General features: G+C 45.6%; 17 protein-coding genes and 1 pseudogene. 12 read left to right on the top strand and 6 right to left on the bottom strand.

Annotated features, from left to right (window positions below; translation table 11 throughout):
- Nucleotides 1–205: 205 nt before the first annotated feature.
- From AC3RCI_RS16350 to AC3RCI_RS16340, 3 genes are read right to left on the bottom strand one after another with little or no spacing between them, the layout of a single operon-like run.
- Nucleotides 206–1663, bottom strand: coding sequence for a serine hydrolase domain-containing protein (locus tag AC3RCI_RS16350; RefSeq protein WP_492525513.1), 1458 nt, complete (start codon nt 1661–1663; stop codon nt 206–208).
- A 56-nt stretch (nt 1664–1719) separates the two neighbouring features.
- Entirely contained in the window at nt 1720–2817 is a 1098-nt protein-coding gene (locus tag AC3RCI_RS16345; RefSeq protein WP_492525511.1) for a HAMP domain-containing sensor histidine kinase, read from the bottom strand.
- Complete coding sequence (locus AC3RCI_RS16340; protein WP_492473190.1) at nt 2802–3476, bottom strand: response regulator transcription factor; 675 nt, start codon at nt 3474–3476, stop codon at nt 2802–2804. Before AC3RCI_RS16340 ends, AC3RCI_RS16345 begins: the two co-directional genes overlap by 16 nt.
- A gap of 279 nt (nt 3477–3755) precedes the next feature.
- Between AC3RCI_RS16340 and AC3RCI_RS16335 the strand changes: the two genes are divergently transcribed.
- From AC3RCI_RS16335 to AC3RCI_RS16325, 3 genes are all read left to right on the top strand, one after another.
- Nucleotides 3756–4433, top strand: coding sequence for a hypothetical protein (locus tag AC3RCI_RS16335; RefSeq protein ID WP_492525509.1), 678 nt, complete (start codon nt 3756–3758; stop codon nt 4431–4433).
- Nucleotides 4434–4752: 319 nt separating this feature from the next.
- Nucleotides 4753–4989, top strand: a complete 237-nt coding sequence (locus AC3RCI_RS16330; RefSeq protein ID WP_336781756.1) for an XRE family transcriptional regulator — start codon at nt 4753–4755, stop codon at nt 4987–4989.
- A gap of 42 nt (nt 4990–5031) precedes the next feature.
- Nucleotides 5032–5490 carry a DUF3888 domain-containing protein gene (locus AC3RCI_RS16325; protein ID WP_492525507.1) on the top strand — a complete coding sequence of 153 codons (459 nt, stop codon included), beginning with the start codon at nt 5032–5034 and terminating at the stop codon, nt 5488–5490.
- Nucleotides 5491–5667: 177 nt separating this feature from the next.
- On the opposite strand, the gene AC3RCI_RS16320 is transcribed toward AC3RCI_RS16325, so the two are convergent.
- Entirely contained in the window at nt 5668–6540 is an 873-nt protein-coding gene (locus AC3RCI_RS16320) for an AraC family transcriptional regulator (protein WP_336781754.1), read from the bottom strand.
- 311 nt (nt 6541–6851) lie between these two features.
- Here AC3RCI_RS16320 and AC3RCI_RS16315 point away from each other — a divergent pair.
- From AC3RCI_RS16315 to AC3RCI_RS16300, 4 genes and pseudogenes are all read left to right on the top strand, one after another.
- A pseudogene (locus AC3RCI_RS16315) lies at nt 6852–8777 on the top strand (rhamnogalacturonan lyase); the annotation flags it as partial.
- Nucleotides 8778–8798: 21 nt separating this feature from the next.
- Nucleotides 8799–13235, top strand: coding sequence for a GDSL-type esterase/lipase family protein (locus AC3RCI_RS16310; protein WP_492529924.1), 4437 nt, complete (start codon nt 8799–8801; stop codon nt 13233–13235).
- A 241-nt stretch (nt 13236–13476) separates the two neighbouring features.
- Nucleotides 13477–14238, top strand: coding sequence for a kanamycin nucleotidyltransferase C-terminal domain-containing protein (locus tag AC3RCI_RS16305; RefSeq protein ID WP_492525505.1), 762 nt, complete (start codon nt 13477–13479; stop codon nt 14236–14238).
- 225 nt (nt 14239–14463) lie between these two features.
- The gene (locus tag AC3RCI_RS16300; protein ID WP_492473199.1) at nt 14464–16749 is read left to right on the top strand and encodes a preprotein translocase subunit SecA; all 2286 of its coding nucleotides are present in this window, start codon (nt 14464–14466) and stop codon (nt 16747–16749) included.
- 107 nt (nt 16750–16856) lie between these two features.
- Here AC3RCI_RS16300 and AC3RCI_RS16295 read toward each other — a convergent pair whose 3' ends face one another.
- Complete coding sequence (locus AC3RCI_RS16295) at nt 16857–17867, bottom strand: phosphotransferase (protein WP_492473200.1); 1011 nt, start codon at nt 17865–17867, stop codon at nt 16857–16859.
- Nucleotides 17864–18868 carry a ribosome small subunit-dependent GTPase A gene (gene rsgA, locus AC3RCI_RS16290; protein WP_492525503.1) on the bottom strand — a complete coding sequence of 335 codons (1005 nt, stop codon included), beginning with the start codon at nt 18866–18868 and terminating at the stop codon, nt 17864–17866. Before rsgA ends, AC3RCI_RS16295 begins: the two co-directional genes overlap by 4 nt.
- A 528-nt stretch (nt 18869–19396) precedes the next feature.
- Here rsgA and AC3RCI_RS16285 point away from each other — a divergent pair.
- The 5 genes from AC3RCI_RS16285 (at nt 19397) to AC3RCI_RS16265 (ending at nt 26458) form a co-directional block, all read left to right on the top strand.
- A complete protein-coding gene (locus tag AC3RCI_RS16285) occupies nt 19397–19951 on the top strand; it encodes a class I SAM-dependent methyltransferase (RefSeq protein WP_492525501.1) in 555 nt (184 codons plus the stop codon).
- A gap of 310 nt (nt 19952–20261) precedes the next feature.
- Nucleotides 20262–21974: a sensor histidine kinase gene (locus tag AC3RCI_RS16280; RefSeq protein WP_492525499.1), complete on the top strand. Its 1713-nt coding sequence runs from the start codon at nt 20262–20264 to the stop codon at nt 21972–21974.
- Complete coding sequence (locus tag AC3RCI_RS16275; protein ID WP_492525497.1) at nt 21971–23377, top strand: response regulator transcription factor; 1407 nt, start codon at nt 21971–21973, stop codon at nt 23375–23377. Before AC3RCI_RS16280 ends, AC3RCI_RS16275 begins: the two co-directional genes overlap by 4 nt.
- 368 nt (nt 23378–23745) lie before the next feature.
- The gene (locus AC3RCI_RS16270; protein WP_492525495.1) at nt 23746–25482 is read left to right on the top strand and encodes an extracellular solute-binding protein; all 1737 of its coding nucleotides are present in this window, start codon (nt 23746–23748) and stop codon (nt 25480–25482) included.
- Between the two features lie 61 nt (nt 25483–25543).
- On the top strand, nt 25544–26458 hold the full coding sequence (locus AC3RCI_RS16265; protein WP_127536959.1) for an ABC transporter permease: 915 nt from the start codon (nt 25544–25546) through the stop codon (nt 26456–26458).
- Nucleotides 26459–26467: the final 9 nt, after the last annotated feature.

Raw genomic sequence — 26467 nt, 5'->3', positions numbered from 1 at the left:
ATTAAAGCGTAAGAGCGTGCTGCACTAATTGAGAAGGGGATTCCTTATTCGTAACATTACAATGAATCATGGGGAGTTCTAGCTCCTTAAACTAAAGGGAGATGTAGCTCAATAAACCAGAGGAGCAGCCAATCAAATCGGCTGCTTTTGTTTAACAATTGGACAGGATGCCTGATATTATCGATTGAAGTCATATGAACGGATGTTAATTCAACCGACTGTTCTTCTTATACTGTACATAGACGTAATAATAGCAAGACAAATGCACAACATTGACGATGGACCATACAACAAGCCAGATGATTGGAGTCGACAGCGTAGTCCAGATACCAAACCAAGGTAGCACACGTCCTCCACCGATAAACGTCATCAATGGGGAAAGGGTCAAAAGAATGAGGATCGGGGTCAGCCTTCCAATCGTTATCAGAATTATTTTGCTGGTCGTCAGGCGTTTCTTTCTAAGGCAGATGTGAAAGTAGGCATATATGCCCCATACAAGCGTAGCGATGAGTAGCGCAATCATAATCATTTCCACGTTTCGACCATTCACAAATGAGGTTTCAGGCTTTTCCCCTCTCATGATCTTCGCGATGTCATCAATAAAAGTCGAGTAATTCACAGAAGCGTTTAACCCGGAGTTGAACATTACCGCAATGCCCATCTCCTCGTCCAAATAAATCTTTTCTTCTGACTTGTATGTCCAGAAAATGCCGCTGTGCGAGATGATTCGGCCGTGAGATTCTTCTTGGTCAGCAAGCCAGCCCATGCCGTAGGAACCAATGGTCCCCGCTGCGTGATATTGTTTCTTTAGGGTAGGAGAGAGTAGCTGTCCTTGATATTGAGCAAGCATCCATCGGGACATGTCCTCGGCGGTTGAAACGATGCCTGCCGGGCCTTCAATAAACCATATCGGTTCCTTCTGTCCTACCGCCCGTCCCAAACTCAAGTAATGTCCTAGCGGAATAGCTTCATTTCCATAAAATTGCTGCGTTGTACTGACACTAAGGGTATGGTTCATACCTAGCGGCTTAAAAATGTGGTTATTCAGATAATCTGAAAACCGCTCTCCGCTCACATTTTCCACGAGGTTCGCCAGCAGCACGTAATTGGGATTATGATAGCTGTAGGCTGTTCCAGGGCTATGGGCAAGCTGGACCTCCTTTAATAGCTGGTTTACTTCATGCAGTGTTTGAAATTGCGGTTTCCTCGTCATATCTGGATTTACTTTGTCATTGAGACCGCTAGTCTGATTCAACAGTTGGCGAATCGTGATGTTGTGAACGCGGGGATCCCGTACAGAATGCATTGGAAAATAATAATCGTAAGCCGCATCCAGGTCAATCTGGCCGTTGTCCGCTAACTGCAGTATGGCGAGTGCGGTAAAAGACTTGCTTAGCGAAGCAATGGGGAAATGAGTGCCGCCCGTAACCTTTTGGCCATCTTCAAATGTTCCGTAGCCTTTTGCATAAAATACTTCATCTTCTTTAACAATGGACAGTGAGGCAGCCTGGATGTGATTGGCTTTCATACTCCGATGCATATATTCGTCGATGTCTTGCAGGATTTCCGATTTGTCACGGACTTCTGTGGCTGAAACCGGGCTTTGCCAGACTGAACATAACAACAGTGAACAGGCGATTGTAATAAACATTCTTTTTTTCATTTTTAGCATCATAGCACTCCCATCATTCATGATAAGGAAATGCTATCAGAATATTTTCAACTATTTATCAACTCGATCCCAATACTTGCCGTGACGCTTCCACCGCCATGAGGTCCATTTTCAATCAACAGGCTTCCATCATGGTTGTCGCAAAACACTTTACAAACGTATAGGCCCAGCCCACGATGTTCGGTTGCATCCCACACTTCGCCCCGGTAAAAAGGCAGGACAGCTTTGCCTAGGGCATCTTTTGAGAAGCCTTGTCCATCGTCTGTGACGTTAATTATCAAATAGCTTTTCTGGATGTCATAGTGAACATTCACTTGGCTGGCAGCATATCGAATTCCGTTAGCCACCATATTCTCGAAAATTTGCATGACGATATAAGGGTCCACATTGATTTGGGCATGATCATATTCCATGGAGGCGACGAAGGTTTTGCCGGATTGCTTTGCCATTTGTTTGGCACTGTCGTTCAGCAGCGTCGTAAGCGTGATTATATCCATCGACTGACGGCGTACGGGAACATCTTCTAGTTTCTGAATCGAGTTCATGGCCTCCGCATAGCTCTCGAGACGCACGATGTGAAGATTCATGGTGTGGATCAGTTCCAGCGCCTTTTCCTCAGACAATTTCTTTTCCGGCAGATAGGCTGCAAGTAACTCGGTGTTTCCTTTTAAAACTGAAAGCGGTGTTCTCAGATCATGAGTAAAAATGGCATTCAGTTTCTTGCGTTCCTCAACCGATCGCCAGAGTGTCCTTACGTTTTTCTCTAATGTTGAGCGCATGTGTTCAAATGCTTCGATTAGCTCGCCCATCTCGTCCTGGCTGTCGTAGGAGATGCGGAAATTTAGATCGTTGGCCGAAATTTTCTCCGAAGCTTGTTTGAGTATCTCCAGCGGACGTTTTAGTTTCCATCTGTAAAACAGGATGGCCATGATAACAATTCCGGCTGCCACGGTAAGCATAACCATCGCAACGAGGGAGGGCAGAATCCAATCTGATTCTCCGAAACGCTGCCGCAGCTTCTCCGCCCAGGCGAACTCCATAGTTACGACGGCGAGCACAGCAATAACTGTGGCTACAGATAGTAAAATAAAAGATTGCCGCAAGGTAAGGCGCTTGAATAGCCGTTCATTCATGTGCTTGGCCATTTGTATCCTACTCCCCAAACGGTCTCGATTCGGTCATCGCATCCGTATTCTTTTAATTTAGAACGAATTCGCCGGATATGTTCCGCGATTACATTACTATCACCTTGGTTATCCCAACCCCAAATTTTTTCGTACATGCGTTCCTTTTCGAACACGATATTGGGATGTGTAGACAGCAACTCGATGATCTCGAACTCTTTTTTGGCCAGTGGGATTTGCTTATCCTGGTAGTAGACCACCCGTGCTGTATAGTCAATAACTATATCCTCATTAAATCTCACCGAGGATTTGGTGTGGATACGCTGTTCCCTGCGCAAATGAGCTTCAACCCGGGCACCCAGTTCGTGAATGCTGAAAGGTTTCAGGATGTAGTCGTCACCTCCGGCCCGAAACCCGGCTATTTTATCTGCATCTTCGATCCGAGCTGTTAAAAATAAGATGGGGCACGAGACGAAATTACGGATTTGCTCGCATAATTGAAGCCCGTTCTGTTCAGGCATGTTGATATCTAGCAAAACAAGGTCGGGCTGTTGTTCGACTTTCCGCAGCGCTTCTCTGCTATCCTTGGCCGTTAGGACATGATATCCATTGATTTCGAAATAATCGGTCAGCAGCTTTCGAAGATCGGCTTCATCATCCACGATTAGTATTTTATGCATCAATGCTCAGTCTCCCGTTAACCATTTTTAAATCAGCATAGCAAAAAACTATACATAATAAAATCTCCATCTAATAGTGGGCGCTACACGGATCATCTTAAAAAGAACCCTAAATACAAAGTCATACTGGATGTAACTTTTACCATAGCTTATATAAAGGGGAGGCTATTTAACTTATTTGAATAAGAATGTTGATATGCAGGTTAATAACGGGGGAATAGACTATTCTGATAAAATGTAAGCTGCTACACAAAAAAGTATAAGGGAAGGTGAACCTTTTTGGATCTTGTCATTTATTCGGCACTGGCACTAATTTATTTGTTTCTTGTTATCAGGATTGCTGCTCAATTATCTGGGAAAAGACAATGGCTGAATTACGCTATCTTCCAGATTTTTGTATTGTTCAGTCTCGCGTACGATAACGGAATTATTGCAGCAGGTCGCTTCATAGGAGAAGGAGAGCTGCTCATGGGACTTAGCAGTGTTCGATTTTGGCTTCATGCCTTCGCTACACCCACGTTGGTACTTGTAGGCTTCTACATCCTGCGCAGCTCGCAAGTCAAGTTTTCAAAACACATCATTACACATATTGCTGCGTGGGTAATAACAGTTGGCCTTATCATTTACCAAATAAGTTCAACCTTACAGGAAGTGAAAAGTCTTATACCCATGGAAGAGTATGGGGTTTTGAGGTATACGTCAGAAAGTCTTGCAGGTCCACCATTCATGGTGATTATCGTTGGTTTTCTGCTGTTGTTAATAGGTATAATCGTTCTAGTAAAACAAAAATGGCTATGGCTGTTTGTTGGAACCTTGCTATTGTTTGTAGGTCAAGCGATCCAAATACCTGTAGCAAGCACAGCTGTAACCAATATATTTGAACTGATCCTCATGGTGTCCATCTGGATCACCACTTCAAAAGCTTTAGATTCACAGAGGCGATATAGTTCCCATTAATACGTTATAAAGCTGATATGTAGCCAGGAGAAAAGTGAAGTGTCTAATGAATGAGTGATTAACTCGTTCATTAGACATTTTTTAGTTGTGACAGAATAACAAAATTCAATATGCGAACGAACGGGATAGTTGAATTCACCGAAGGGTACAATACTACAAAAAAGATGGGGGTGCTCTTTGTTTAAACAGGTTGTTTCATTGATTTTAATTTGGACTGTATCGGTCGGGCTCAATGTGGAGCCACTAGTAAGGAAAGACCCATGCTGATAAACGGACGCATAAGGTTAAAATATAATGTTACACAGGAGGTTATCGTTACTTGAAATTCGAACTAGGGCGCTGCTTACTGAATGAACGCTTGGTGGAAGCCGGAAAGTCAGCAGAGTGGCTGGCAAAGGAATTGCTTTTTAAACCGGAACGAGTTTACGACTTTATGGAAAACAAAAGAGTAATGCCGCTTAAAATTGCCATATCGATCGCCGACTCTATCGGTTGTGACGTTCGTGCATTGTATGAATTAATTCCGAGTGATTTCGAAGTAAAGGGAGAAGATTGAAGAAATGTTGGAGTGCGCTATCTCTAACCGGAGGTGAAGTCCTTGTTTGGAAGAGTGAAAAGAAGATTACTTGTATCGCTTCTCTGTCTAGCCCTTATATTGGAACCCACCAAAACCTATGCTGAATCGGATACAAATGGTAAGAACCAAAGACTGATTCTAACTCTTTTAAGTCCAAAAATAGAAGAACAACTAACCCTTTTTTATAAAAATCGATTGAAAGAGAAGCCTATGCTTGCTCCTTTTCTAGGTGGGAATGACCTAAAGTTAGAATACCATGAGTCACACATTATTGCCCACGTGACGGTTGAACCGTACGTTGGTCCTCACTTAAGTGTAGGTCAAGATCTGATTACATTCCATATAGACAATTCCGGCGAGGTTAAAGTCATTGCGTATCAACAAATCAAGAACTACGAGCTTCCACCACATAGGAGGAATGTGGGTTATTCCAACAGCAGCATTCAGACAAATGTAAATTTTTGCGCTTTAAATAACTGAAATACTCGTTTAACAAGAAGTTGAGTTTCTTATTGACTAATATTAGTTCAGGATCGTTGGTTACCAAAAATATTCCTGAAAATGTGATTGCTCTAGCAATCCATGCCCAGTTCATAGATCATTACAGATACGGATAAAGAATACTGGAATGCAGTGTTAGCCGACTTGGGAGTTTGGCTACTCATAATAGATGGCCTCGTAAGGAAACGCTAACTTATTCAAGCGATATTCTTTGGGTGACATGGACATATATTGCCGAAAAACTTTGCCAAAATAGCTGGGACTCTCAAATCCGCATTGTTGGCCAATTTGGGAAATCGGAAGCTCAGTCGTGCGGAGAAGTCGGATTGCAACCTCAATCCGTCGGTCCTTTAGATAGGCTAGCGGTGAAGTTTTCTCCGATTTTTGAAATAATCTGCACAAGTAATGCTTATTGATATCACAATGGCTGGCCAGCTCATCCAGCGTCAACGGGGAAGCATAATTCTCCCGAATGAACTTTTTGCATTTCTCAATCGTGGTGATCGATAGAACGCCGATATCCCTCTCCGCATCCCGACTCGTCTGAACCAAGATAAGCAACCACTGATAGACTTGCATGGACAAACGATACTTGTCCGTTACTTTCTCTTGATGAATCAAATGAATGATTTGCCATAACTCCTGAATCAAGGGAGAATCCGCGTTTCGTTGAATGACATGACCTTCATTATCATGAATCATATCCCAGATTCGGTTCGCTTCATCCCCCCGAATGTTTATCCAGATAAATTCCCAAGGTTCATTATTCTCCTGTTTATAGTAATAGCAATGCTCTCCAGAGATTTTAACGAGCAGGGCATGTCCCTTCGGTAAGGGAAGGGTTTGATTATCAATATCCAGATAGCCCTGTCCATTAAGGGTGTATTGAAAAACAACGTGCCCGGGGTCCGGTCTATCGTCACTTGGACAGCGATATTGCTCGCTGGAGACGATCTGCCATCCTATAGAGTCCAGTGTCATGATTGATGTATCGTCGTTACGAAAAGCATAAGAGACCGTATGGACCATACTTTCATCCCCTGCCTAAAAAAGTCAATTTTATTATATAATACGTCACATTTTTTAGATTGTCTGCCTTTTTTTACACCTGTAAGATAATTGTAAGCGGTAACATAAGAAGGGGGTGACTATCGTTTGTGTTCCTTTGGTTAGTGAAAAAGAAGTTTTCCTGCATCAAAGGAATAGTGCTACACAAGTGCAACGAGCGACAACATCAAGCAGGGCAGATTGAACACAATTCCTGGGGCTGTCTTAAAACAGAAAGATTTCTTTCCCCAGATTCGAAGTATGAATTTTTGGATAAAGGAGGAGCTAATCCAATGGACCGAAGAACTGTTTCCATCCAGAAATCGATATTTGTATCTTTTCTAGCATTCCTTATGGTTATTTCATTGGCTGTACCTCCGGCTCCGGCACGTGCAGAGTCATCCGACATCCTGACGGGCCGCCAGGGAGAATATCTTAACCGGGGTCTCGTTGCGGTTCTCGTAGACAACGGCGTTTTTTTAAGCTGGAGGTATCTGAACAATGATCCTGATGAGATCGCTTTCAATATATACAAAAATGGAACCAAAGTGAACACGTCACCGATCAGCGACGTGACGAACTATGTGGACACAACCGGCTTCGACAGCTCGCAATATCAGATATCAACCATTATTGCGGGCAAGGAGCAAATGCAGCCAGAGGTTGTATCGGTCTGGCATAACGACTATCTGCCTATTCCACTTGATAAGCCGGCTGACGGTCGGACCAAGGATGGTGGAACCTATTCCTATTATGCGGGTGATGCTTCCGTTGCGGACTTGGACGGTGATGGCGAATATGAAATCGTCTTCCTGTGGAGTCCAAGCAATTCCAAGGACAATTCGCAGGCAGGATATACCGGCAATGTCTATATCGATGCCATCAAGCTGGACGGCACGAAGCTGTGGAGGATTGACCTTGGAGTCAACATCCGTGCCGGAGCCCATTATACGCAGCTCATGGTATACGATCTGGATGGCAACGGAAAAGCCGAAGTCGTTGTGAAAACAGCGGACGGCACAAAAGACGGACAGGGTACGGTCATTGGTGATGGCACAAAGGATTACCGCAACGAGGGCGGATACATACTGTCAGGGCCGGAGTATCTCACGCTGTTTGACGGTGAGACCGGAGCGGCCGTATCCACCGTGGATTACAATCCCCCAAGAGGAAACGTCAGTGATTGGGGCGATGGGTACGGCAACCGTGTAGATCGCTTTCTTGGCGCTATCGCTTATCTGGACGGCAAGAAGCCAAGTGTGGTGATGAGCCGCGGTTATTACACCCGCACGGTGCTTGCTGCTTATGATTATGTTGGTGGAAAACTCGTGCAGCGCTGGACCTTCGACACGAACGAAGCAGGAGCACAATATCAGGGGCAGGGCAACCATAATTTAAGTGTGCTGGATGCCGACAATGACGGCAAAGATGAAATCATGTTCGGCGCCTTGGCCATCGACGATGACGGCAGCTTGATGTACAGCACCGGGCTCGGCCACGGAGATGCCATGCATGCAGGCCAGCTCGATCCGAACCGGGACGGGTACCAGGTGGTGAGTGTGCACGAGCATTCGGATGCGGCATATGGACTGGAGATGCGCGATGCTGCTACAGGCGAAATTATCTGGGGGCAGAAAACAGGCATTGACACCGGTCGAGGGATGTCAGCGGACATTGATCCGAACTATCCGGGCTATGAATCATGGGCCACGACCGTTACCAACGGGCAAAGTGTGCCTGTAACCAATACCTATTCGGCTGCTGGAGAAGCGATCTACACGGTGGACGAAGGACCCAAAACCGCCAATTTTGCCATCTGGTGGGATGGAGATCTTCAGCGGGAGCTGTTTGACCATGAGTGGGATAACATTACCGCCAAAGGAATTCCACTCATCTACAAATGGGATTACGAAAACAAAAAGCTGGATGAAATCTTCCGGGCAACCGGTACGTTAACGAACAATCATACCAAAGGAAATCCGGCGCTTCAGGCGGATATTCTGGGCGACTGGCGAGAGGAAATTCTGCTGCGAAGCGAAGATAGCTCGGAATATCGTCTATATACGACGACCATTCCTTCCGATTATCGTATTCCTACGCTGATGCAGGACCCTGTATATCGACTTGGTGTAGCATGGCAAAATGTATCTTACAACCAGCCGCCTCATACAGGCTTTTATCTTGGAGCGGAAGCTACAGCATTCCCCAAAGCCGATCTGTCACTGACGCGTGAAGCAGAAATGCTGGAGTCTATCTATCGCTTTGACTTCGGTACCGAGACAGCCTCAGGAAGTACGAATGTACAGGATACGCTCTACGCGCAAGATCCGGGATTCGGGTTCTTGGATACGAGCGGGATTGCGGTAGGGGCAAACCAGGTTTCGGTCAACACAGGCACAACATTTGCCGTTGATCTGCCAAATGCAAATTACAAGGTGACGCTGCGATTAGGTAGCGATTCGCGTGACTCCAACGTTGGAGTCAAATCCGAATATGTCCAGAAGCTAGCTATGACGAATGTAAAAGCGGGAGAACCGCTGGAGTATTCCTATGACATTGCCCTGGTGGATGGTCAGCTTGATTTCCTCTTTACGGGTACAGCCATAGACATTCAAGATATTCTCATTGAGAAATATCCGGATAAATCGGCCGGTGCTGCAACGACGATCTATATGGCTGGTGATTCAACCATGCAATCTTACAGTGAGATGCAGGCACCACAAGAAGGGTGGGGTCAGCAATTCGGTCGTTATTTCTCAAATGGGGCAGTGATCGTGAATGACGCGATCGGCGGCCGAAGCAGCAAGTCGTTTATGGTAGACGGTCGTCTGGATACGATCCTGCAGCGAATCAAGCCGGGAGACTTCTTCTTCATTTCCTTCGGTCATAATGATGCCAGTGCAGGGATACCGGACCGTTATGCATCACCTGAAGATTATAAGATGTACCTGGCCCGATATGTAAACGGTACCAAACAGCGAGGTGCAACACCAGTATTGCTTACTCCGGTTGGACGCAGAGATTTTAATACGGTAACTCAGGAATTCAACGTCAGCTTCCCGGCATATGTGCAGGCTGCCAAAGAGGTGGCAGAGGAGCTTGACGTGCCGCTGATTGATCTCAGCAAGCTGAGCATTGCATACTACGACAAAATCGGTAATGCTGCAACGGAGAAAGTGTTCCTTTACGCTAATCCGGGTGAATATCCGAAATACCCGAATGGTATCAACGATAACACCCACTTCAGTCGTTATGGCGCGCAGAAAATTGCCGGACTGGTTGCAGGCGCGGTCAAAGACATGGAGTTGAGTATTTCTTCTCTGGTGATCGACCCGGATATGTCCGAGCCGGAACCGGAGCCAGAAATTCAGCTCTACGAAGAGGATTTTGAAGGCGATGCCGCCAATTACCAGTATGCGATGGTTAATGCTACGGGTATTGCAGGAACGATGGCGGGAACGGTTGTAGAACAAAGCGGAAATAAAGTGCTCTCCGTCACGGGATCCGGATCAGGACATCGGGCTAAAGTGTTCCGTATGTTCGATGCCGTAAACGGCGATCTGGTTAATGTGAAGTTTGATTGGCAATCGGGCAACGTAAGTGCCTATCCGTCAGAGGGGCATCTTACCATCATGGATTCTAACGAAAATGCGCTTTTTACACTGTATACGAAAACCGGAAGTTCCAAAATTCATTATTATGTCGGTGCTTATAATCCGGACTACGGCACAGGCGATACAGCCATACCTGAAGGGGGAACGGCTACAGAGATTTCCAAGAACCAGTGGGTCAATGTGGATGCAACCGTTAATTTTGCCAAGAAAACGCTGGATCTTACATTAACGAACCTGGCGGATCCGACTGATACACAGACAATCGAATCTATTCAGATGAGTTCCGGTGCTTACGCGAACAATGTCAGAGCTCTTAGGTTCTTGGGTACGAGAAAAGGCGGTGGAGGCACGCTGAACTGGACGACTCAGATCGATAACGTGCGAATTGAAGGCACTCAGCTCCCTTCCGAGGGCGGCGATCAAACGGCTTTGGTTGCTCTCTATGATGAGATCAAAGCACTGGATCTGTCGAAATATACAGACGCATCGAAAGCAGTGGTGAATCGGGCCTTGGCAGCTGCGGAAGCCATCTTCAATACCGAAGCCACTCAGGCTCAAGTTTACCACGCGCTTAACATGTTAACCGTCGCCAAGGATTCATTGACCAAAGAGACGGCTGAAGAGGTACGTGAGTACATGTTTGATTTTGGTTCCGGCAGCGCTGCTGATGGATACATCAAGGTAGATGCCAAGAGAGCGTACATCGAAGGCAACGGATATGGCTTTGCCGATACTGCGCTGACCGAAGATGTGAACCGGGAAACTGGAGATGTGCTCAAGGAGGATTTTACGCGGGTAAACGGAACTTCCTTCCTGGTGGAAATGGAACCAGCCAATTACCGGGTAACGATGACTGTTGGGGATGCGGTGGAATCGACGAGCGCAAGTGTCGTTGTGGAGCAGATGACGAAGCTGCCGCTCACAACCATTGCCAAGGGCGATTTTAAAGAAATCACTTATGACATTGCTCTGATTGACGGAGTGTTCAATTTTGACTTCGCTGGAAATACACCGAAGATTAATGGACTGAAGATTGAGCGTCTGCCTGAAAACGGCGCGGGCAATAAGCCTGTCATTTATTTGGCGAGCGATTCCACCGTTGCCAATTACGCGGAGAACTATCGTCCGCAAGCAGGCTGGGGCGAAACGCTGGGCGGATATTTTGATCAAGATGAAGTCAGCGTGGATAACCGGGCAGTCGGTGGGCTCAGCAGCAAGACCTTCCTGGTCGGTGGATATCTCAACGATCTTTTGCTCGACATCCATGAAGGGGATTATCTGTTTATGCAGTGGTCTCATAACGATTCCACACCGTCCCGCCCGGAGCGCTATCTTACGCCTGAGCAATTCAAGGTATATTTGATAGAATACATTGATGGAGCTCGGCAAAGAGGAGCGATTCCGGTTCTGGTCACACCAGTGAACCGTCGTGATTTTACTGGAGAGACCCTGAACAAAAGCTTCCCGGAATATGTTCAGGCCATGAAAGAAACGGCGGAGGAGACGGAAACACTCATCATCGATCTGAACCAGGCAAGCTGGGAGTATTTCCAGGAGCTTGGGACAGAAGGAACCAAGTCGATATTCATGTGGGTAGGTACAACGGAAGACAATACACATTTGCAGATGAACGGTGCAATCAAGGTATCTGAACTTGTGGCACGTCTTGTGAAAGAACTGAATATACCGCTGTCAGCCTTGGTGACACTGGAAGGGGAAACACCGGAACAGACACCTCCGCATACTACGGTATCCGTGGAAGGGGATGAGCACGACGGGTGGTTTACTTCTCCAGTCCAAGTAACCTTTACAGCAAATGATGAAGATTCCGAGATCGAAGGAACCTATTATCAAATCAATGGTGGCGAAGCAGTGAGTGGCACACAGTTGACTCTAAGCGAAGAAGGTACACATACCATCACTTACTGGAGTGTCGATGTGGATGGTAACCAAGAGAGTGAGCAGACTCTGACTCTATCTATTGATCTCGTACCACCAACCATTGAAATTCAGGGTCAAACCGAATATACCATTGATCAGCACGTGGAAATCGGTTATACAGCCTCCGATTCGGTATCCGGCGTGACAGAACCGACGGGTGTGCTCCTAAACACTCCGGCTTATACACTGGAACCCGGCCTGAACAAGGTGACGGCAAACGTATCCGATTTGGCTGGTTGGGAACAGACGGTAGAATATAGCTTTGGAGTTATTGCTACGTTTGATAGCCTGATTAATCTGACCAACTCCTTTGCGAATGAATCGATCGATCCTAATGCAAGTGCTCTTGCTGAGCAGCTTGCGAACACATTAGGGCAGGCCAACCAGGCAGCTATCCATCATGAAGGAGCAAAGGCACGTCAACTTCTTGCATCATACGGTAATGATGTTCAAGCAGCTAGAGGAACTGTCTTTACGGATGATCAGGCCAATGTGTTAATCAAGTGGGAGGAATGGCTCAACCAAGCAACTCCACTTGCGAACGGGGCCCCTGGAACGCCTGTGTTATCTGACAATAACGGTTACGACACGGGTCTTAGAGACGGGGACTACACAGTCACGATGAATTTGTGGTGGGGCAATAACGGCAATCAGTTTAAACTGTATGAGAATGGTGAATTGATCAAGGAAATCACACTGGTCGATCAATCACCATCCGCTCAATCTGTTCAAGTTGATATTACTGGAAAGAAAAATGGTACCTACATTTATACCGGAGAGTTGATCAATTCACTGGGTACGACCTTGAGTGTTCCGCTGACAGTCACGGTTACCGATGCTTCTCCGGGGCAAGCCGTTCTATCGCACGACAACTGGGACGGTGACGGCAACTATAATGTCAGCATGAATCTGTGGTGGGGAACGAATGCGACCGAATACGAACTCTACGAAAATGGTATATTGATCGACACACAGTCGCTGCAATCGAATACGCCTAACGCACAGTCTGTGGTTACTGCAATTACTGAAAGGGGACCTGGAATCTATGAGTATGAAGCTGTACTTCGTAATTCTTCAGGGGAAACCCGATCGTCCAAGTTAAATGTAACCGTACGAAAGTAGTAAAAATTGTTTTAGCCATCCCTTTATCACAAGTGATTTAGAACTGAAGTAGATTAGATATATTAAAAAGTGCTATTCCTCATCCATCTGAGGAGTAGCACTTCTTTATTTTGAGAAATCGTAAAAAGTACATGATCTTTTACTAAGCTGAGGATAATTAACCATGAACCCTCTAATCCAACGGACAGCTTAGTTCAGTGGATGTTAAAATAAATGAGACCATGATAACAGGAGGGTTTATATGCTGCCTTTTCCAGCCCGTACAAGTCGTCAAGAAAAATTGGATTTCGTATATGAGATAAAGGACAAGTTGTTGGATAAATATGATGGGGACATTGAAGCCATTGGTATCTATGGTTCGCTTGCTCAAGGCAAAGACGGTCCTTATTCAGATATAGAATTACATGTAATTTGTCGAGATGGAGCGAATATACCTAGCCATGAATTAATCTATCATCCATTCAAATTGGAGATTTCTACCAAGCAGGCATCGGAATGGTTAGATCAAGCGCGTTCAGTAGACGATGGATGGGCAATTAAAGCGGGAAGCTTATTACACATTACTTCTTTGTATGATCCGAAAGGTATATTTGAAGGGACGAAAGAAGCTGCACTTTCCGTACCTGAAGAAGCATTTAGAGAAGTGATCGCAGAATTTATCATTTGGGAGCCTTACGAAACGATGGGCAAGATACGAAATATGCGAGTTACGAATAATCTTTCTTATTTACCCCGAGCTGTTTTTGATTTTACATGGCAAAATGCAAAATTAATTGGTCTGTTGAACAAGCAGTACTATACGAGTAGAGCCGTTACCCTCGAAGAATCTATAGATAGACCGATTAAGCCAGAAGGATATGTTGAGCTCGCGAGAAAAGTAATCAGTGGAGATTTGTCTGAAAAGGAAGAGCTTTATCAGCTCTGTGAAAATCTCTGGTCTGGGCTGAAGCGTTTAATTCAGGAATTAGGGATTGAGTACCGAAGCGATAAATTGGAACTCTGACAGTCTGTTATTTAACTCGGATACCACATGTTACTAGCAGCGTCCCGCCACGGCTAGAATACTAATCAAAACGAATTGGAAAGTAACCCAGCAATCACATTCTCATTTTGAAAAAGAATATAATAATTGCTCTGATAGTGAGTAGTTCTTGGAACTCATGATGTCGAATCCAAGTGCACTTCATGGAGCAAAGGAAGTGCACTTCCACCGAGGAGGGATTAACCCATGAATGTAGTCACCAAGTTAATGAGTGAACTCAAAGATCGCGATAGCCGGCAGCAGTTGAAAGGCTATCGCGATCAGGTGAAACTCATCAGAAAAAGGAATCTAGAGGCCTGGGACGATGAACGACTTCGAGAGGAATCACATCGACTGAAAGAGGAAGCGTTAGGAGGCAGCGCTTTGAGTGAGCTGCTTGTGGATGCCTACGCTTTAGTCTGCGAGGTAGCAAAGAGAAAGCTCGGATTAAACCCGTACGATGTACAGATCATGGCAGCCATCGCTCTGCATGAGAGATTTCTAATTGAGCAGCACACGGGTGAAGGAAAAACACTCTCCGCTGTTATGCCCGCTTATCTAAATGCGCTAACAGGCCAAGGCGTGCATGTGCTGACGTTCAACGATTATTTGGCCAACCGAGATGCCGAGTGGATGGGCCCGATCTATCGATTTCTTGGGTTAAGTGTTAACTCAGTTCAAGCGGGCATGAATCTGTACGAGAAAAAGAATGCCTACGCTAGCGATGTCACCTACGTGACGGCTAAAGAAGCAGGATTTGATTACTTACGAGACACGATCGCGCTCAACGAAGTTGATCTGGTTCATCGCCCGTTCCACTTCGTCATCGTCGACGAGGCGGATTCGCTGCTTCTTGATGAAGCGCGGGTGCCGCTGGTTATTAGTGGAGAGTCGGGCTCTTCCAAGAATGACGACATTCGTTTTGCAAAAGTGGCTCAGCAGCTTAAACAAGGAGAGCATTACGAATTCGATGAGTTCCAACGGAACGTTTACTTGAATGAAGCTGGCTCAGCGAAGGCAGAGTCACTGCTCAGAAGCGGCAATCTGTACAATAGCCATAATACTCATTTGTTAACGTCATTAAATTGTGCGCTGCATGTGGAAACGTTACTAAAAAGAGACGTCGATTACATCGTCCGAGACGGTGAAATCGAGTTGATTGACGAATATACTGGCCGAGTGGCTCAAAACAGGTATTTACCTGACGGACTGCAAGCCGCGCTTGTAGCCAAAGAAGGGCTGCAGTGGACCGTAGGCGGGAAAATTCTCGGCACGATTACGATTCAACACTTTATTAGCCTGTATCCAGGCATTTGCGGAATGACGGCTACAGCACATGCTTCTGCTATGGAATTTGAACATATTTACGCGCTGCAGGTCATGAGAATTCCACCGAATCAACCAAACATACGGATCGACCAACCGCACCGAATTTACACTCATATAGAAGCCAAACGAAAAGCACTTGTACAAGAAATCTCGTCTGTCCATGCGACGGGACGTCCGATTCTCATTGGTACATCCAGCGTTGAGGAGTCCGATGACCTGGCGGAAGCGCTGGCGAAGGTTAATGTACATTGCCATGTTTTGAACGCAAAAAACGACGCAAAAGAAGCTGAAATCATCGCTAAAGCAGGAGAAATTGGTGCCGTAACCGTTTCTACAAATATGGCAGGACGAGGCGTAGACATTCGGCTTGGCGGCGGAAATCCTGAGCAGGCAGGATTGGTCGCCAAGCTGGGAGGCTTATACGTGATCAGTACATATGTGAATGAAAGCGTGCGGATTGACGATCAGCTACGCGGGCGTTCCGGCCGCCAGGGCGACCCGGGATCCTCCGTATTTTTTGTAAGCCTGGAAGATGAGCTAATGGTTCAGTTCGGCATCCATAAATTGGTTCACGTACCTAGGCAGGATGAGGCACTCGATGACACGGTACTTCTCAGTAAAATCGAGCATATTCAGCGCGTTATTATGGGTCAGAACTTTGATATTCATCTGGAACTGAACAGTTATTCGGATATGGTGGAAGATCAGAGACGAATTCTATACGCCGAGCGTCTTCAGATTTTAAAAGGCGATATACCGATGAGCCCCTCGGAACAGAGAGTACGTCTTTTTTATATGGACGAGTTCTGGGCGGAACATCTGGCGTATGTTTCTTACCTTCGCGAAAGCATCCACTTGGAGAGCATAGCCAGCCGCAATCCAATCGAACAATTTCATATGCAAATCACCCAGGCCTACGAGCAAATTCCGTATAAAATCGATAAGGCATCTCAGAAGATGCTTCTAAGACTTGGAGATTCAAATGATCCATCGGAGTGGGAAAAGCTCGGTCTGAAGAGCCCTGCATCCACAAGGACTTATATTATCAACGATCAGTACAGCGAAAATAGACGCAGCTTATGGACTGGTACGACCGTCTTTGCTTTTTGGGGCCGCCAAATTTTGAGATGGGCGCTATGGCCGGTATATAGGATGTCAAAATAGTGATAAAAAGTAGTATTTCATTTTATTCTTCAAATCAATTGATGCTGCAAAAGAAACTCCGAACCCCACTATATTCACGGGTCTCGGAGTTTCTCTGTTAGAGCAACTTAAACAGTGATGCTTTTCATTTCATGAATTTTTTGAAGTATTTGAACAAGTTTTGTCTTCTCTTCATCATCCTCTGTGTGGAGATAACTCTCCACAAACCTGTATCCAAATACGAGAAGGATCATTTCATAGACGCAATGGTCTGCAACAGGGGGGACATCTGCATATTCAGAAAATCCCTGGTAATACGCGGGAACACACCGCTTGTAGTAATCGACCATATCATTAACATCCGCTTCATCCGCAATCAGACTTGCAAGATCTTCACCCAAGTAGCCCCATCCCGATGTATCCCAATCAATGAGCGCAATTTTCCCATCAGCATAGATCAAGTTGGTCACCCAGAAGTCCCTATGGCATAGCACAAGGGGGAGTTTTTCAATGCGGTCAAATATTTCTTCTGCGTGCTCATCAATGTCGATAAGCATTTGCCGCACATGCTGCGGAAATTTGCAGTTCTCTGAACGTATATAGTCGTAGACAACCGGCCATGACCGGAAGTGCAGATAGGTATTTTTCATGAGGTCCGCATGGCTCAGGTTAGTCAGGCTCTGAAGTACAGCAGGTTGCTTGGCATACAGTTTGCCTTGAAAGCGTCCCAATTCCAGTGCGGCCTGTTCATACATGTCACCGGTCAAGTCCAAACCGGATACGCCATCAATATATTCCAGCCATAGATGGAATTCATTTTCTTCGGTATTCATCTCGGCGTAATAACATGTTGGCCAGCGCAAGGCATTGGAGAATGTTTCACCCAAGTCAGATGCATAGAGGTCATATTCCCGGCGCCATGAGCCTGGATCATTGTAACGAGTCCATTGCTTCTGAACTTTTAGCACGATGCGGTATGACAATTTTTCGCCTTCGGATGTTTCGGCAACCCCCGTCACCAAGTTTACATTTCCCACAGTACCGCCATGTAGAGGTATGGTTTGGTAATCAGCCGAGATGATCTCTCTCTCAAATCTTCTGTGTAAGACAGCGTTCAGCGTTTCGGATTTGATATTCATATCTTCTTACCCCCGTTTTTCTTCATGTTCTTGCCGTACATGGCGAGCGTTTTGCTTCTCGCCCTCTTGTTAATGAGGTAACTCGTTTTATTCTGGACATACCTGTTCTCATGGTGTTGGGCGAGATAATGCTCCCACCGCTCACGAGACAACGAGCCGTCGGCAATCGCGGTGAGAACCGCACAACCGGGCTCAGTCTGATGGCGGCAATCCGTAAATCGGCATTGAGTGAACCATGCCTCCACATCGGTAAAACTAGTGCGTAAGCCTTCATCGGCATCAAAAAGACCAAGCTCCCGCATACCCGGCGTGTCAATGACCATACTTCCGGAGGGGAGCATGAACAACTGACGATGGGTTGTTGTATGCCGTCCCCGGCTGTCGACCTCCCGGATCGCCTGAACCTTCATTACGTTCTGTTCCATCAATGCATTGAGGAGAGACGATTTCCCAACACCAGACATACCGAGGAAGACAATTGTTTTACCAGGCATGAAATAGGCATTGAGTTCGTTCAGCCCCATGGCTGTATGACTGCAGATTGCGTGAACTGGCACACCAGGAATACTTTGTGTAACTTCGGAGAGTGGGAGAGCATAATCTGGGGCGAGATCAGCCTTGGTCAGAATGATGACCGGCTGGCCGCCGCTCTGCCGGGCTTGTGTCAGGTATCGCATGATGCGGGAAACGTTGAAATCCCCATTCAGCGATGAAAGGATAAACACATAGTCGAAGTTGGTTGCAACGACCTGTTCCAGCACGGTTTTGGTATAACCTGTGGCATGACCGGAGTAATCCGCGCGTGAGAATTTGGAGCGGCGGGGCAGTACTGTAGCGATGAGAGAATCTCCGCTCTCGTTGTAGTACAGCAAGACAAAATCCCCGACGCACGGAAAGTCCACACGTGTTGCCGCGCCTTGATAAAAGGTTCCTTTAAGAACCGCTGTTACTTCCCCGCACTCGGTCATGACCGTGAAGCGCTCGCGCCTAAGCTCTGTCACTCTGCCGGGCAATAATCCATCTTGAATTGCATCTATCTCTGTATAGCCATAGGTTTTCAAATCAATCATGTTATTGGGTAGCTCCTTTAATGTTGTTTTTTGGACGCAAAAATGCCACGGACAAGCAGCCTCTTAAGAAGCTGCTGTCGCGCGGCATCAGGACGCAAAAAAGATACGACATTCATCGTATCTGCAAACAGCAATATTCACGAAAGGTTACTTTGGATGGCATACCAAATAATGCGGGCAAATTCCCGCTTTTTTCGTGTATGCCTACTATTCAGTTTTAAGACGAAACCACCATATAAGTAGCAGCCATTTAAAACATCTCCCTTCGTGTAAGGAACTTGCTTATCACTAAGCTCTTTATAAAATAACCTTTTCTTCCAGAAAAATCAATTGAAAATATGACTAGCCAAAAAAACGATCTCCCCACTTATCTTAAGGAACATTACAGTTTACATTTCAATGAGAGTATATTATAGTTATTAAAGAGTTATTTTATCCGTAATTAAAGGGGAGACCAATATGAATCAAAAACTACAAAAGAAAATAAACAACTTAGAAAATATCGAAAGATTTCCTGCAGAGGAATTATTGGAGCTATTGCCTATCAAGAAAACCGATAATGTATTGGACCTTGGAGCGGGCACTGGTTATATTTCAATGTCCATTGCAGAACGAGTGAACACCGTATATGCGTTGGATAATGACAAGGATGTTCTTGAATATTTGGAAACCCAAGCGACGGAGAGAGGTATTACGAATATTACATCTGTTGTAGGTGACTTTAAAGAAATTCCGTTAGATAACCAGGTTCTTGATACAGCTATTGCATCCATTTCTTTACATGAAGTTAAGCCTCTTGCAACAGCTCTGAAAGAGATTAACAGAATATTGAAAGACAGAGGCTTATTTTTATGTATCGAATTAGAAAAGTCAGAGACTTCAACGGGTCCGAGAGTTTCATCCAAAGATATGGAAGTGCAAATGCTTGATGCTGGCTTCACCATCGTTAATACGATCTACCCATCGACCCAAATTGCCAACCAATCTGTCTATATAATCCTTGCTCAAAAATAAACAATAAGAACAATTAAGATGATTTTATCTTATGTAAAAGGGTCCTGCCACTGGTTTTGGTGGCGAGAAGCATGAAAGCGTTTGACTTATTCGAATATCGATCTATAATTATGAAGGAAATTGGACGAGGACGGAAACAGACGAAGTGTCCTGATATATCCACCTGAATGGATCGAAATGCCGACAAGCTTCAAAGTAGGCCTCAGCCTATGGGGATAACGATATTCGGTATAGCTGTATGTATACTCACAGCAAGCTTCCATAACCAGGAGGCTTGCTGTTTTTATTTTTTGAAGGAGACTCAGTCAGAATGACACTTAAAAAAAGGATCTTTTTATTGTTCTTCCTCAGTGCGTTTATCCCTTTTATCAGCATATTTGCGATCTCCTACTATACCATTGACTCCATTTTCGCAAATAAAATCGATGACGGCATCCGCAGCAATTTACAGCAGGTGACTTCCTCCCTGGAGAATTCAATCACCAATCTGAATCACGTTACACAGCAATTGTCCTACCGTGGAACCATTGGCAAAAAGCTGGATCAATTCCTGAAGCCTTCCTCGGATATCTTCCTATTGATGGAGGCGAGAGACGAATTAAAAAGCGAGTTAAGTGTGGTCACGTTTACCAATCCGAATATTGGATTGACGTTATATTACTTCCAGAAGGATGGAACTACACAGTTTGGCAACTTCCCGATTAAGGATCGCTTTTCTCCGGAGTCACTGCCTGTGCTCTTCCAGACCTATGGTATTAAATATTATGGTCCGCATATCAGCATGAACCGATTCGATGACCAACTCGTTCTGTCTGCTCTGCGAAGAGTACAACTGCCCGAAAGGGACGACGTGTACATTTACGTTGAGTCGGGCTTTCGCCTCACACAGGATAACTTGGGATACAGTCAGTACAATGGGGCTCTGTCTCATCTGATCCTGGATGGTGAAGGCAACATTGTGTACAGTGAAATACCGGAAGCGATGAAGGTCGGGGAGAATTTCTCCAGCTTGACAGCCGATCCTGCCAAGGACGGGATATCCCGGGGGTATCACTGGTTCAAGGAGGATTCATCACAGAAATGGAGTGTCGTTTCAGTCATTTCGCAGGCTCAATATCAGCAGGAGAAAAACCAGTGGTTACTTCAAATATTGCTGGTCGCACTATTTTTTCTCGGCTTTACCGTATTTCTAGCTTGGCTCTTGTGGAAGATGGTCTACAAACCACTTGGTTTGTTCCATTCGGAAATCAACGGGATGTCCAAAAATCCACAAACGACGGGGAGCCGAGCTCGCACCCAGATTCCCGAATTTGATTTTCTGCTCGGCGAATTTTCGAACATGCAGCATCAAATTGGCGATCTCTTCAAGGAAGTGCAGCAGAAAGAAAAAATTCGTGCAGACCTGGAAGTGGAAAAACTGCTCTATCAGATTAACCCGCACTTTCTGATGAATACACTGGATACGGTACACTGGCTGGCCGTCATGAACGGACAAGGGGAGATCGACAAGCTGGTACAGTCATTGAACAAGCTGCTCTATTACAACTTGGGCAAATTAGGGCAAGTATCCACGATGGAAGAGGAGATTGATGCATTAAGGCAGTATCTGATTTTGCAGCAAATTCGGTATGACTTTGAATTTGACGTTCGGATTACTGCTGACGAACAAGTGCTTCAAATTCCTGTGCCTCGTTTTATTTTGCAACCTCTGGTTGAAAACTCGCTCTATCATGGATTGAGTGACGAAGGCTTTATTCAGATTGAAGTGACATGTAATACATCATTGAACATTATGATACAGGATAATGGTGCAGGCATGAGCGAGGAAACCATTCATAAACTGCTGAACAACCGTGTAGCTGAACAACAAAAAGTAGGAATGGGCATTGGACTCAATTACGTTCACCGCATGTTGAAGTCACAATATGGGGACCAAGCACAATTGCTCATCGAGAGTGAATTGGGAACGGGGACAAGCATTCTGCTCATACTGCCCATTAAAGGAGAAGATATCTCAGCATGATTAAGGTATTGATTGTGGATGACGATAAGCTAGTACGCAAAGGCATTAGCTCAGCGATGCCATGGAACGAGTTCAATATGGAGGTTGTAGGAGAAGCGAGTAACGGAGCAAAAGCACTGGATTTCCTGAAATCCCAACCGGTTGATCTCATGTTGACGGATCTTGCGATGCCGGTCATGTCAGGAATTGAACTGATGAGAGCGACGAAACAGCTCTATCCGGAGCTTCATATTGTCGTGTTAACCTTGCATCAGGATTTCGATTATATCCAGGAAGCGCTGAGGCTGGGCGCTATTGATTATATAGCCAAAGTCCAGCTGGAGAAGGAACAGTTCGAACATGTTCTGCACCGGATCCATACTCGTATTACTGGGTTGATGAGTTCTAGCCGAAAGATGCCTTCTTCCAATGAAATCAATGTCCATTACCCGAATGTGTATGCACTTGTTTCCCAAGATCGCAAATCCGAACAGAAGTGGCCCGTGGAGCTGACCACCGATGGAGATGTGATTCGGTGGGAGGTTGAACGGAATAGCTGGATGTGGGCAGCTTCCCATGACGAGCAGGACCCGCTGTTTCATCAGCTGAAGGCATCCCTGAATCAAATTCCTCATAGTACGTTATTGGTTTTGTCCGATGTTCAAGAGAGGACATGGTCCCAAATCAAAAACTGGATTATGAATTATACCGAGGCATCTCTATTTTATGCGTACAACCCTGATGACCAAGTCATTGCGGTTTCGATGAACGAGGAAGAGACCTTTTTAAAAGAGCCGCAGGATGAGGACATAGACCGGATTAAGCAAAGCTGGTTCCAAACCCCATGGACTCATCATGACGCGTACTACAACCAACTCATTGAACAGTTTACATCATTACGATTAAACAAGGGCCAGTTGATGGGATTACTATACTCCCTCGTTATGGAATGGAATCACCTGTTTGCCCAAACAACGCTTGGAAGGATCTCGATGATCCATGGTTTCAATTCCTGGTATGAGGTTGAGAAATGGATTAAACAGACTGCTGTAGTTATTCGTAAGGCCGACGAACAGACTTCGTATTCCCAGGAAATCATCCATGCCGTGAAAAAAGCAGTGATGATCATGCAGGATGACTTGGAGCAGGCGTATACCGCTTCAGGCCTTTCCCAACAACTCAACATCAGCCGAAGTTATTTCAGTCAATGCTTCAAAGATCTGATGGGGAAAACCTTTAATGAGTACTCCAGGTTCATCCGGGTAGAGAAGTCGAAGGAATATTTGCTTAATACAAACAACACGATTTTCTGGATTGCCGAGCGAGTGGGTTATACGGATGAAAAATATTTCAGCCGGATTTTCCGTGAAATGACTGGCCTGCTGCCAAGCGAATATCGGCAGCAAGGCAGAGGAGTCAAATAACAGACGTGTTCCCATTGAACAGACATCCATCATAGGGAAAGTGACCGTCTCCATAATAATCGTTGGAGGCGTCATGGAAATGGTCCAAGAAACATTTTATCGATTATGGATAAATGAAGGCCGACAGTTTCCTGTTTGAGGAGCTGCCGGCCTTTTTTTTGAATGGAAATAAGGATAGATAGATGAATGTAAGTCAGCAGGTAAGGTAAATGTTCACGAGCAAACCAATGCTCCAGGATCGCGGTAGAAAACTGTAATCATTTCTCTATCCAAACGAACGTGCAATCCCTATCTCAGTGGATCCTCACTCCATTTTATAATGAAAGCGTAAACAAAAAAGATAATCAGAATAAGGGGAATCGAATTAGATGAGAACAAAATGGTCCATGAAAAGCAAACCGCTCACGAAACGTCTGGCCGTGCTGTCGATGTCTGCACTTATGGTTACAGCTCTTGCGGCATGTGGAGGCGCATCCACTCCTCCTACTGCGGAGGAAGCAGGCAAATATGAGGTAACACCGGGGGATCCGTTCAGTGCCTACAAAGACGAAATCACTGTAACCATGGGACGGGTGACTACAGCCAATCCGAAACTGCCGGCTGGGGACACCTATGAGAACAACGCATATACGCGACTGGTTAAAGATACATTTAACGCAAAAATCACAGATCAATTTGAAGCCAATGGTGAAGATTACAGCCGTCAGGTTTCGCTCGCCATCGCCTCTGGGGAATTGCCTGACATGATGCGTGTCGACTCCAAAGACGAACTGAAAGAACTGGTGGACAATGACCTGATTGAAGATCTGACAACCATTTACGATCAATACGCCACAGATAACATCAAGCAGATTTACGATTCCTATGATGGGCGTGCATTAGAAAATGCAACGATTGATGGCCGTTTGATGGGCCTGCCGGCGACGTCCCTGGATTCCGCACCAACGATGGTTTGGGTACGTCAGGATTGGCTGGATCTGCTGGGGATCCAACTTGATGCAGACGGAGATGGAGCCATCTCGCTCGAAGAAGTGGAGAAAACAGCACAGGAATTCCTGAAAAGAGATCCAGGTCAAACCGGTAATCCGGTCGGTATTCCTTTTGTCAACACATTGAATACCACAGATTACAATGCCTCTGCCTATACCATGCTGGGTGTTGCCTCAACCGAGGGTGCGTTCCCGCAATATTGGATGAATGGGGAAGACGGCAAAATTGTGTATGGTTCCACGACAGAAGAGACCAAGCAAATGCTGGGGATCATGGCAGACTGGTTCAAGAAAGGCATCATTGACCCGCAATTCGGAACTCGGACGTTTGATGACATTACTGCACTCTATACCAATGGCCAGAGCGGTATCGCTTTTGGACCGTGGCATATCCCAGACTGGGGATTGATCAGCGTGAAACAGATGGATAAAAATGCGAAATTTTCGGCATATACGTTGGAAGATGCAGAAGGCAATGTAAACGTGGCACATGCTAATCCATCCAATCAGTTTATCGTAGTAAGAAAAGGGTATGAACACCCTGAACTGGCAGTGAAGATTGTAAACCTGTTCTACGACAAACTGGCAAATGATAAAGATGTGGCAACAACCATGCCGGAAGCTGCCAAATATCAGGAGACTGGGGTAGACGGATCTACGAGACCGTTTAATATCGAAGTCAATTCCGCTACATCGCTGCTGGATGATTATTCTGATGTCGTTCGTGGAATCAAAGGGGAAATTGGTCTGGATGAGGTTCGCACAACCGAATCGAAGAACAATATCGGAAGCATTAAAACGTATTTGAGCGACATGGATACGGATGACGTGACCGCTTGGTCCAAATACCATTCACGGATTAACGGCGTTGGACTGATCGACAAGCTGACACAGGAGAATAAATTCGTTTGGATGACTCCTGCTTTCTCTGGAACGACATCAAGCATGAAACAAACGTGGGCCAATTTGACGAAGCTCGAACAGGAATCGTTCATCAAAATTGTGACAGGTTCCGAACCGCTGGATTACTTCGATACATTCGTCAGCAACTGGAAGAAACAAGGCGGTGATCAAGTCATTCAGGAAATCGAAGATGAGATCGCATCGAAACAATAGACATCCATGAACAGTAGCAGGGCTGCGATATGCAGCCTTTCTTCAGGAAAGGGGTTCATCCATGAAACAGGGGAAATTAAAAGCAAGAGGCCGGCTAGGCACAGGTGCCATGTACCATATGATGATGCTGCCGGGTATTTTGTTTTTGCTTGTATTCAGCTATATACCAATGGTCGGTGTCATTACGGCTTTTCAGGACTATGTACCAGCCAAGGGCATGTTCGGCTCCGAATTTGTAGGGCTGAAGCATTTTATTTATATGTTCAAACTCCCGGATATCGCTCAGGTCATCAGTAATACGCTAGTCATTGCGATTGCCAAGATTCTGCTCGGAACGTTGATGGCGATCATATTTTCCGTGTTATTGAATGAAATTCGTGTTAAATACGTTAAAAAATCCGTGCAGACGATTGTTTATCTGCCGCACTTTCTATCCTGGGTTGTACTCGCATCCGTCGTGGTCAACATGTTCAGTTTGGATGGAATCGTGAACCAAATGCTCGCGTTCTTTGGCCTGGATCATATCAATTTCCTGGGCAGCAACACGTGGTTCCAGCCACTGATCATCGGAACAGACGTCTGGAAGGAATTTGGTTATAGTTCCATCGTTTATTTGGCTGCTATCACGTCGATTGATCCCGGTCTATATGAAGCGGCAGGAATGGATGGAGCCAGTTGGTGGAGAAAAGTATGGCATATTACGCTGCCGGGTATGCTGCCTATTATTCTGCTCATGGGTGTAATGAGCTTGACTAATATTTTGAGTGCCGGTTTCGATCAAATCTATAACCTGTATAACCCGGTAGTGTATGAAACGGGTGATATTCTGGATACTTACGTGTACCGCATTGGTCTCGTTGGAAGACAGTACAGCTTCGGTACGGCTGTTGGATTGTTCAAATCCGTGATCGGCATCGTGCTGCTCTTGTCTGCGAATCAACTCGCCAAAAAATATACTGACAGAAAAATTTTCTAAGGAGGCAAC

The organism is Paenibacillus sp. MT124, assembly GCF_058792755.1.
The sequence above is the reverse complement of the archived record's forward strand: the minus strand, read 5'-3'. Positions and strand labels throughout refer to the sequence as shown.

Coding starts and splice junctions, on each gene's coding strand:
- AC3RCI_RS16305 (WP_492525505.1), top strand. CDS start 13,477: ATGCTGCCTTTTCCAGCCCGTACAAGTCGTCAAGAAAAATTGGATTTC.
- AC3RCI_RS16285 (WP_492525501.1), top strand. CDS start 19,397: ATGAATCAAAAACTACAAAAGAAAATAAACAACTTAGAAAATATCGAA.
- AC3RCI_RS16300 (WP_492473199.1), top strand. CDS start 14,464: ATGAATGTAGTCACCAAGTTAATGAGTGAACTCAAAGATCGCGATAGC.
- AC3RCI_RS16350 (WP_492525513.1), bottom strand. CDS start 1,663: ATGAAAAAAAGAATGTTTATTACAATCGCCTGTTCACTGTTGTTATGT.
- AC3RCI_RS16340 (WP_492473190.1), bottom strand. CDS start 3,476: ATGCATAAAATACTAATCGTGGATGATGAAGCCGATCTTCGAAAGCTG.
- AC3RCI_RS16265 (WP_127536959.1), top strand. CDS start 25,544: ATGAAACAGGGGAAATTAAAAGCAAGAGGCCGGCTAGGCACAGGTGCC.
- AC3RCI_RS16295 (WP_492473200.1), bottom strand. CDS start 17,867: ATGAATATCAAATCCGAAACGCTGAACGCTGTCTTACACAGAAGATTT.
- AC3RCI_RS16345 (WP_492525511.1), bottom strand. CDS start 2,817: ATGGCCAAGCACATGAATGAACGGCTATTCAAGCGCCTTACCTTGCGG.
- AC3RCI_RS16320 (WP_336781754.1), bottom strand. CDS start 6,540: ATGGTCCATACGGTCTCTTATGCTTTTCGTAACGACGATACATCAATC.
- AC3RCI_RS16270 (WP_492525495.1), top strand. CDS start 23,746: ATGAGAACAAAATGGTCCATGAAAAGCAAACCGCTCACGAAACGTCTG.
- AC3RCI_RS16280 (WP_492525499.1), top strand. CDS start 20,262: ATGACACTTAAAAAAAGGATCTTTTTATTGTTCTTCCTCAGTGCGTTT.
- AC3RCI_RS16310 (WP_492529924.1), top strand. CDS start 8,799: ATGCTGGAGTCTATCTATCGCTTTGACTTCGGTACCGAGACAGCCTCA.
- AC3RCI_RS16275 (WP_492525497.1), top strand. CDS start 21,971: ATGATTAAGGTATTGATTGTGGATGACGATAAGCTAGTACGCAAAGGC.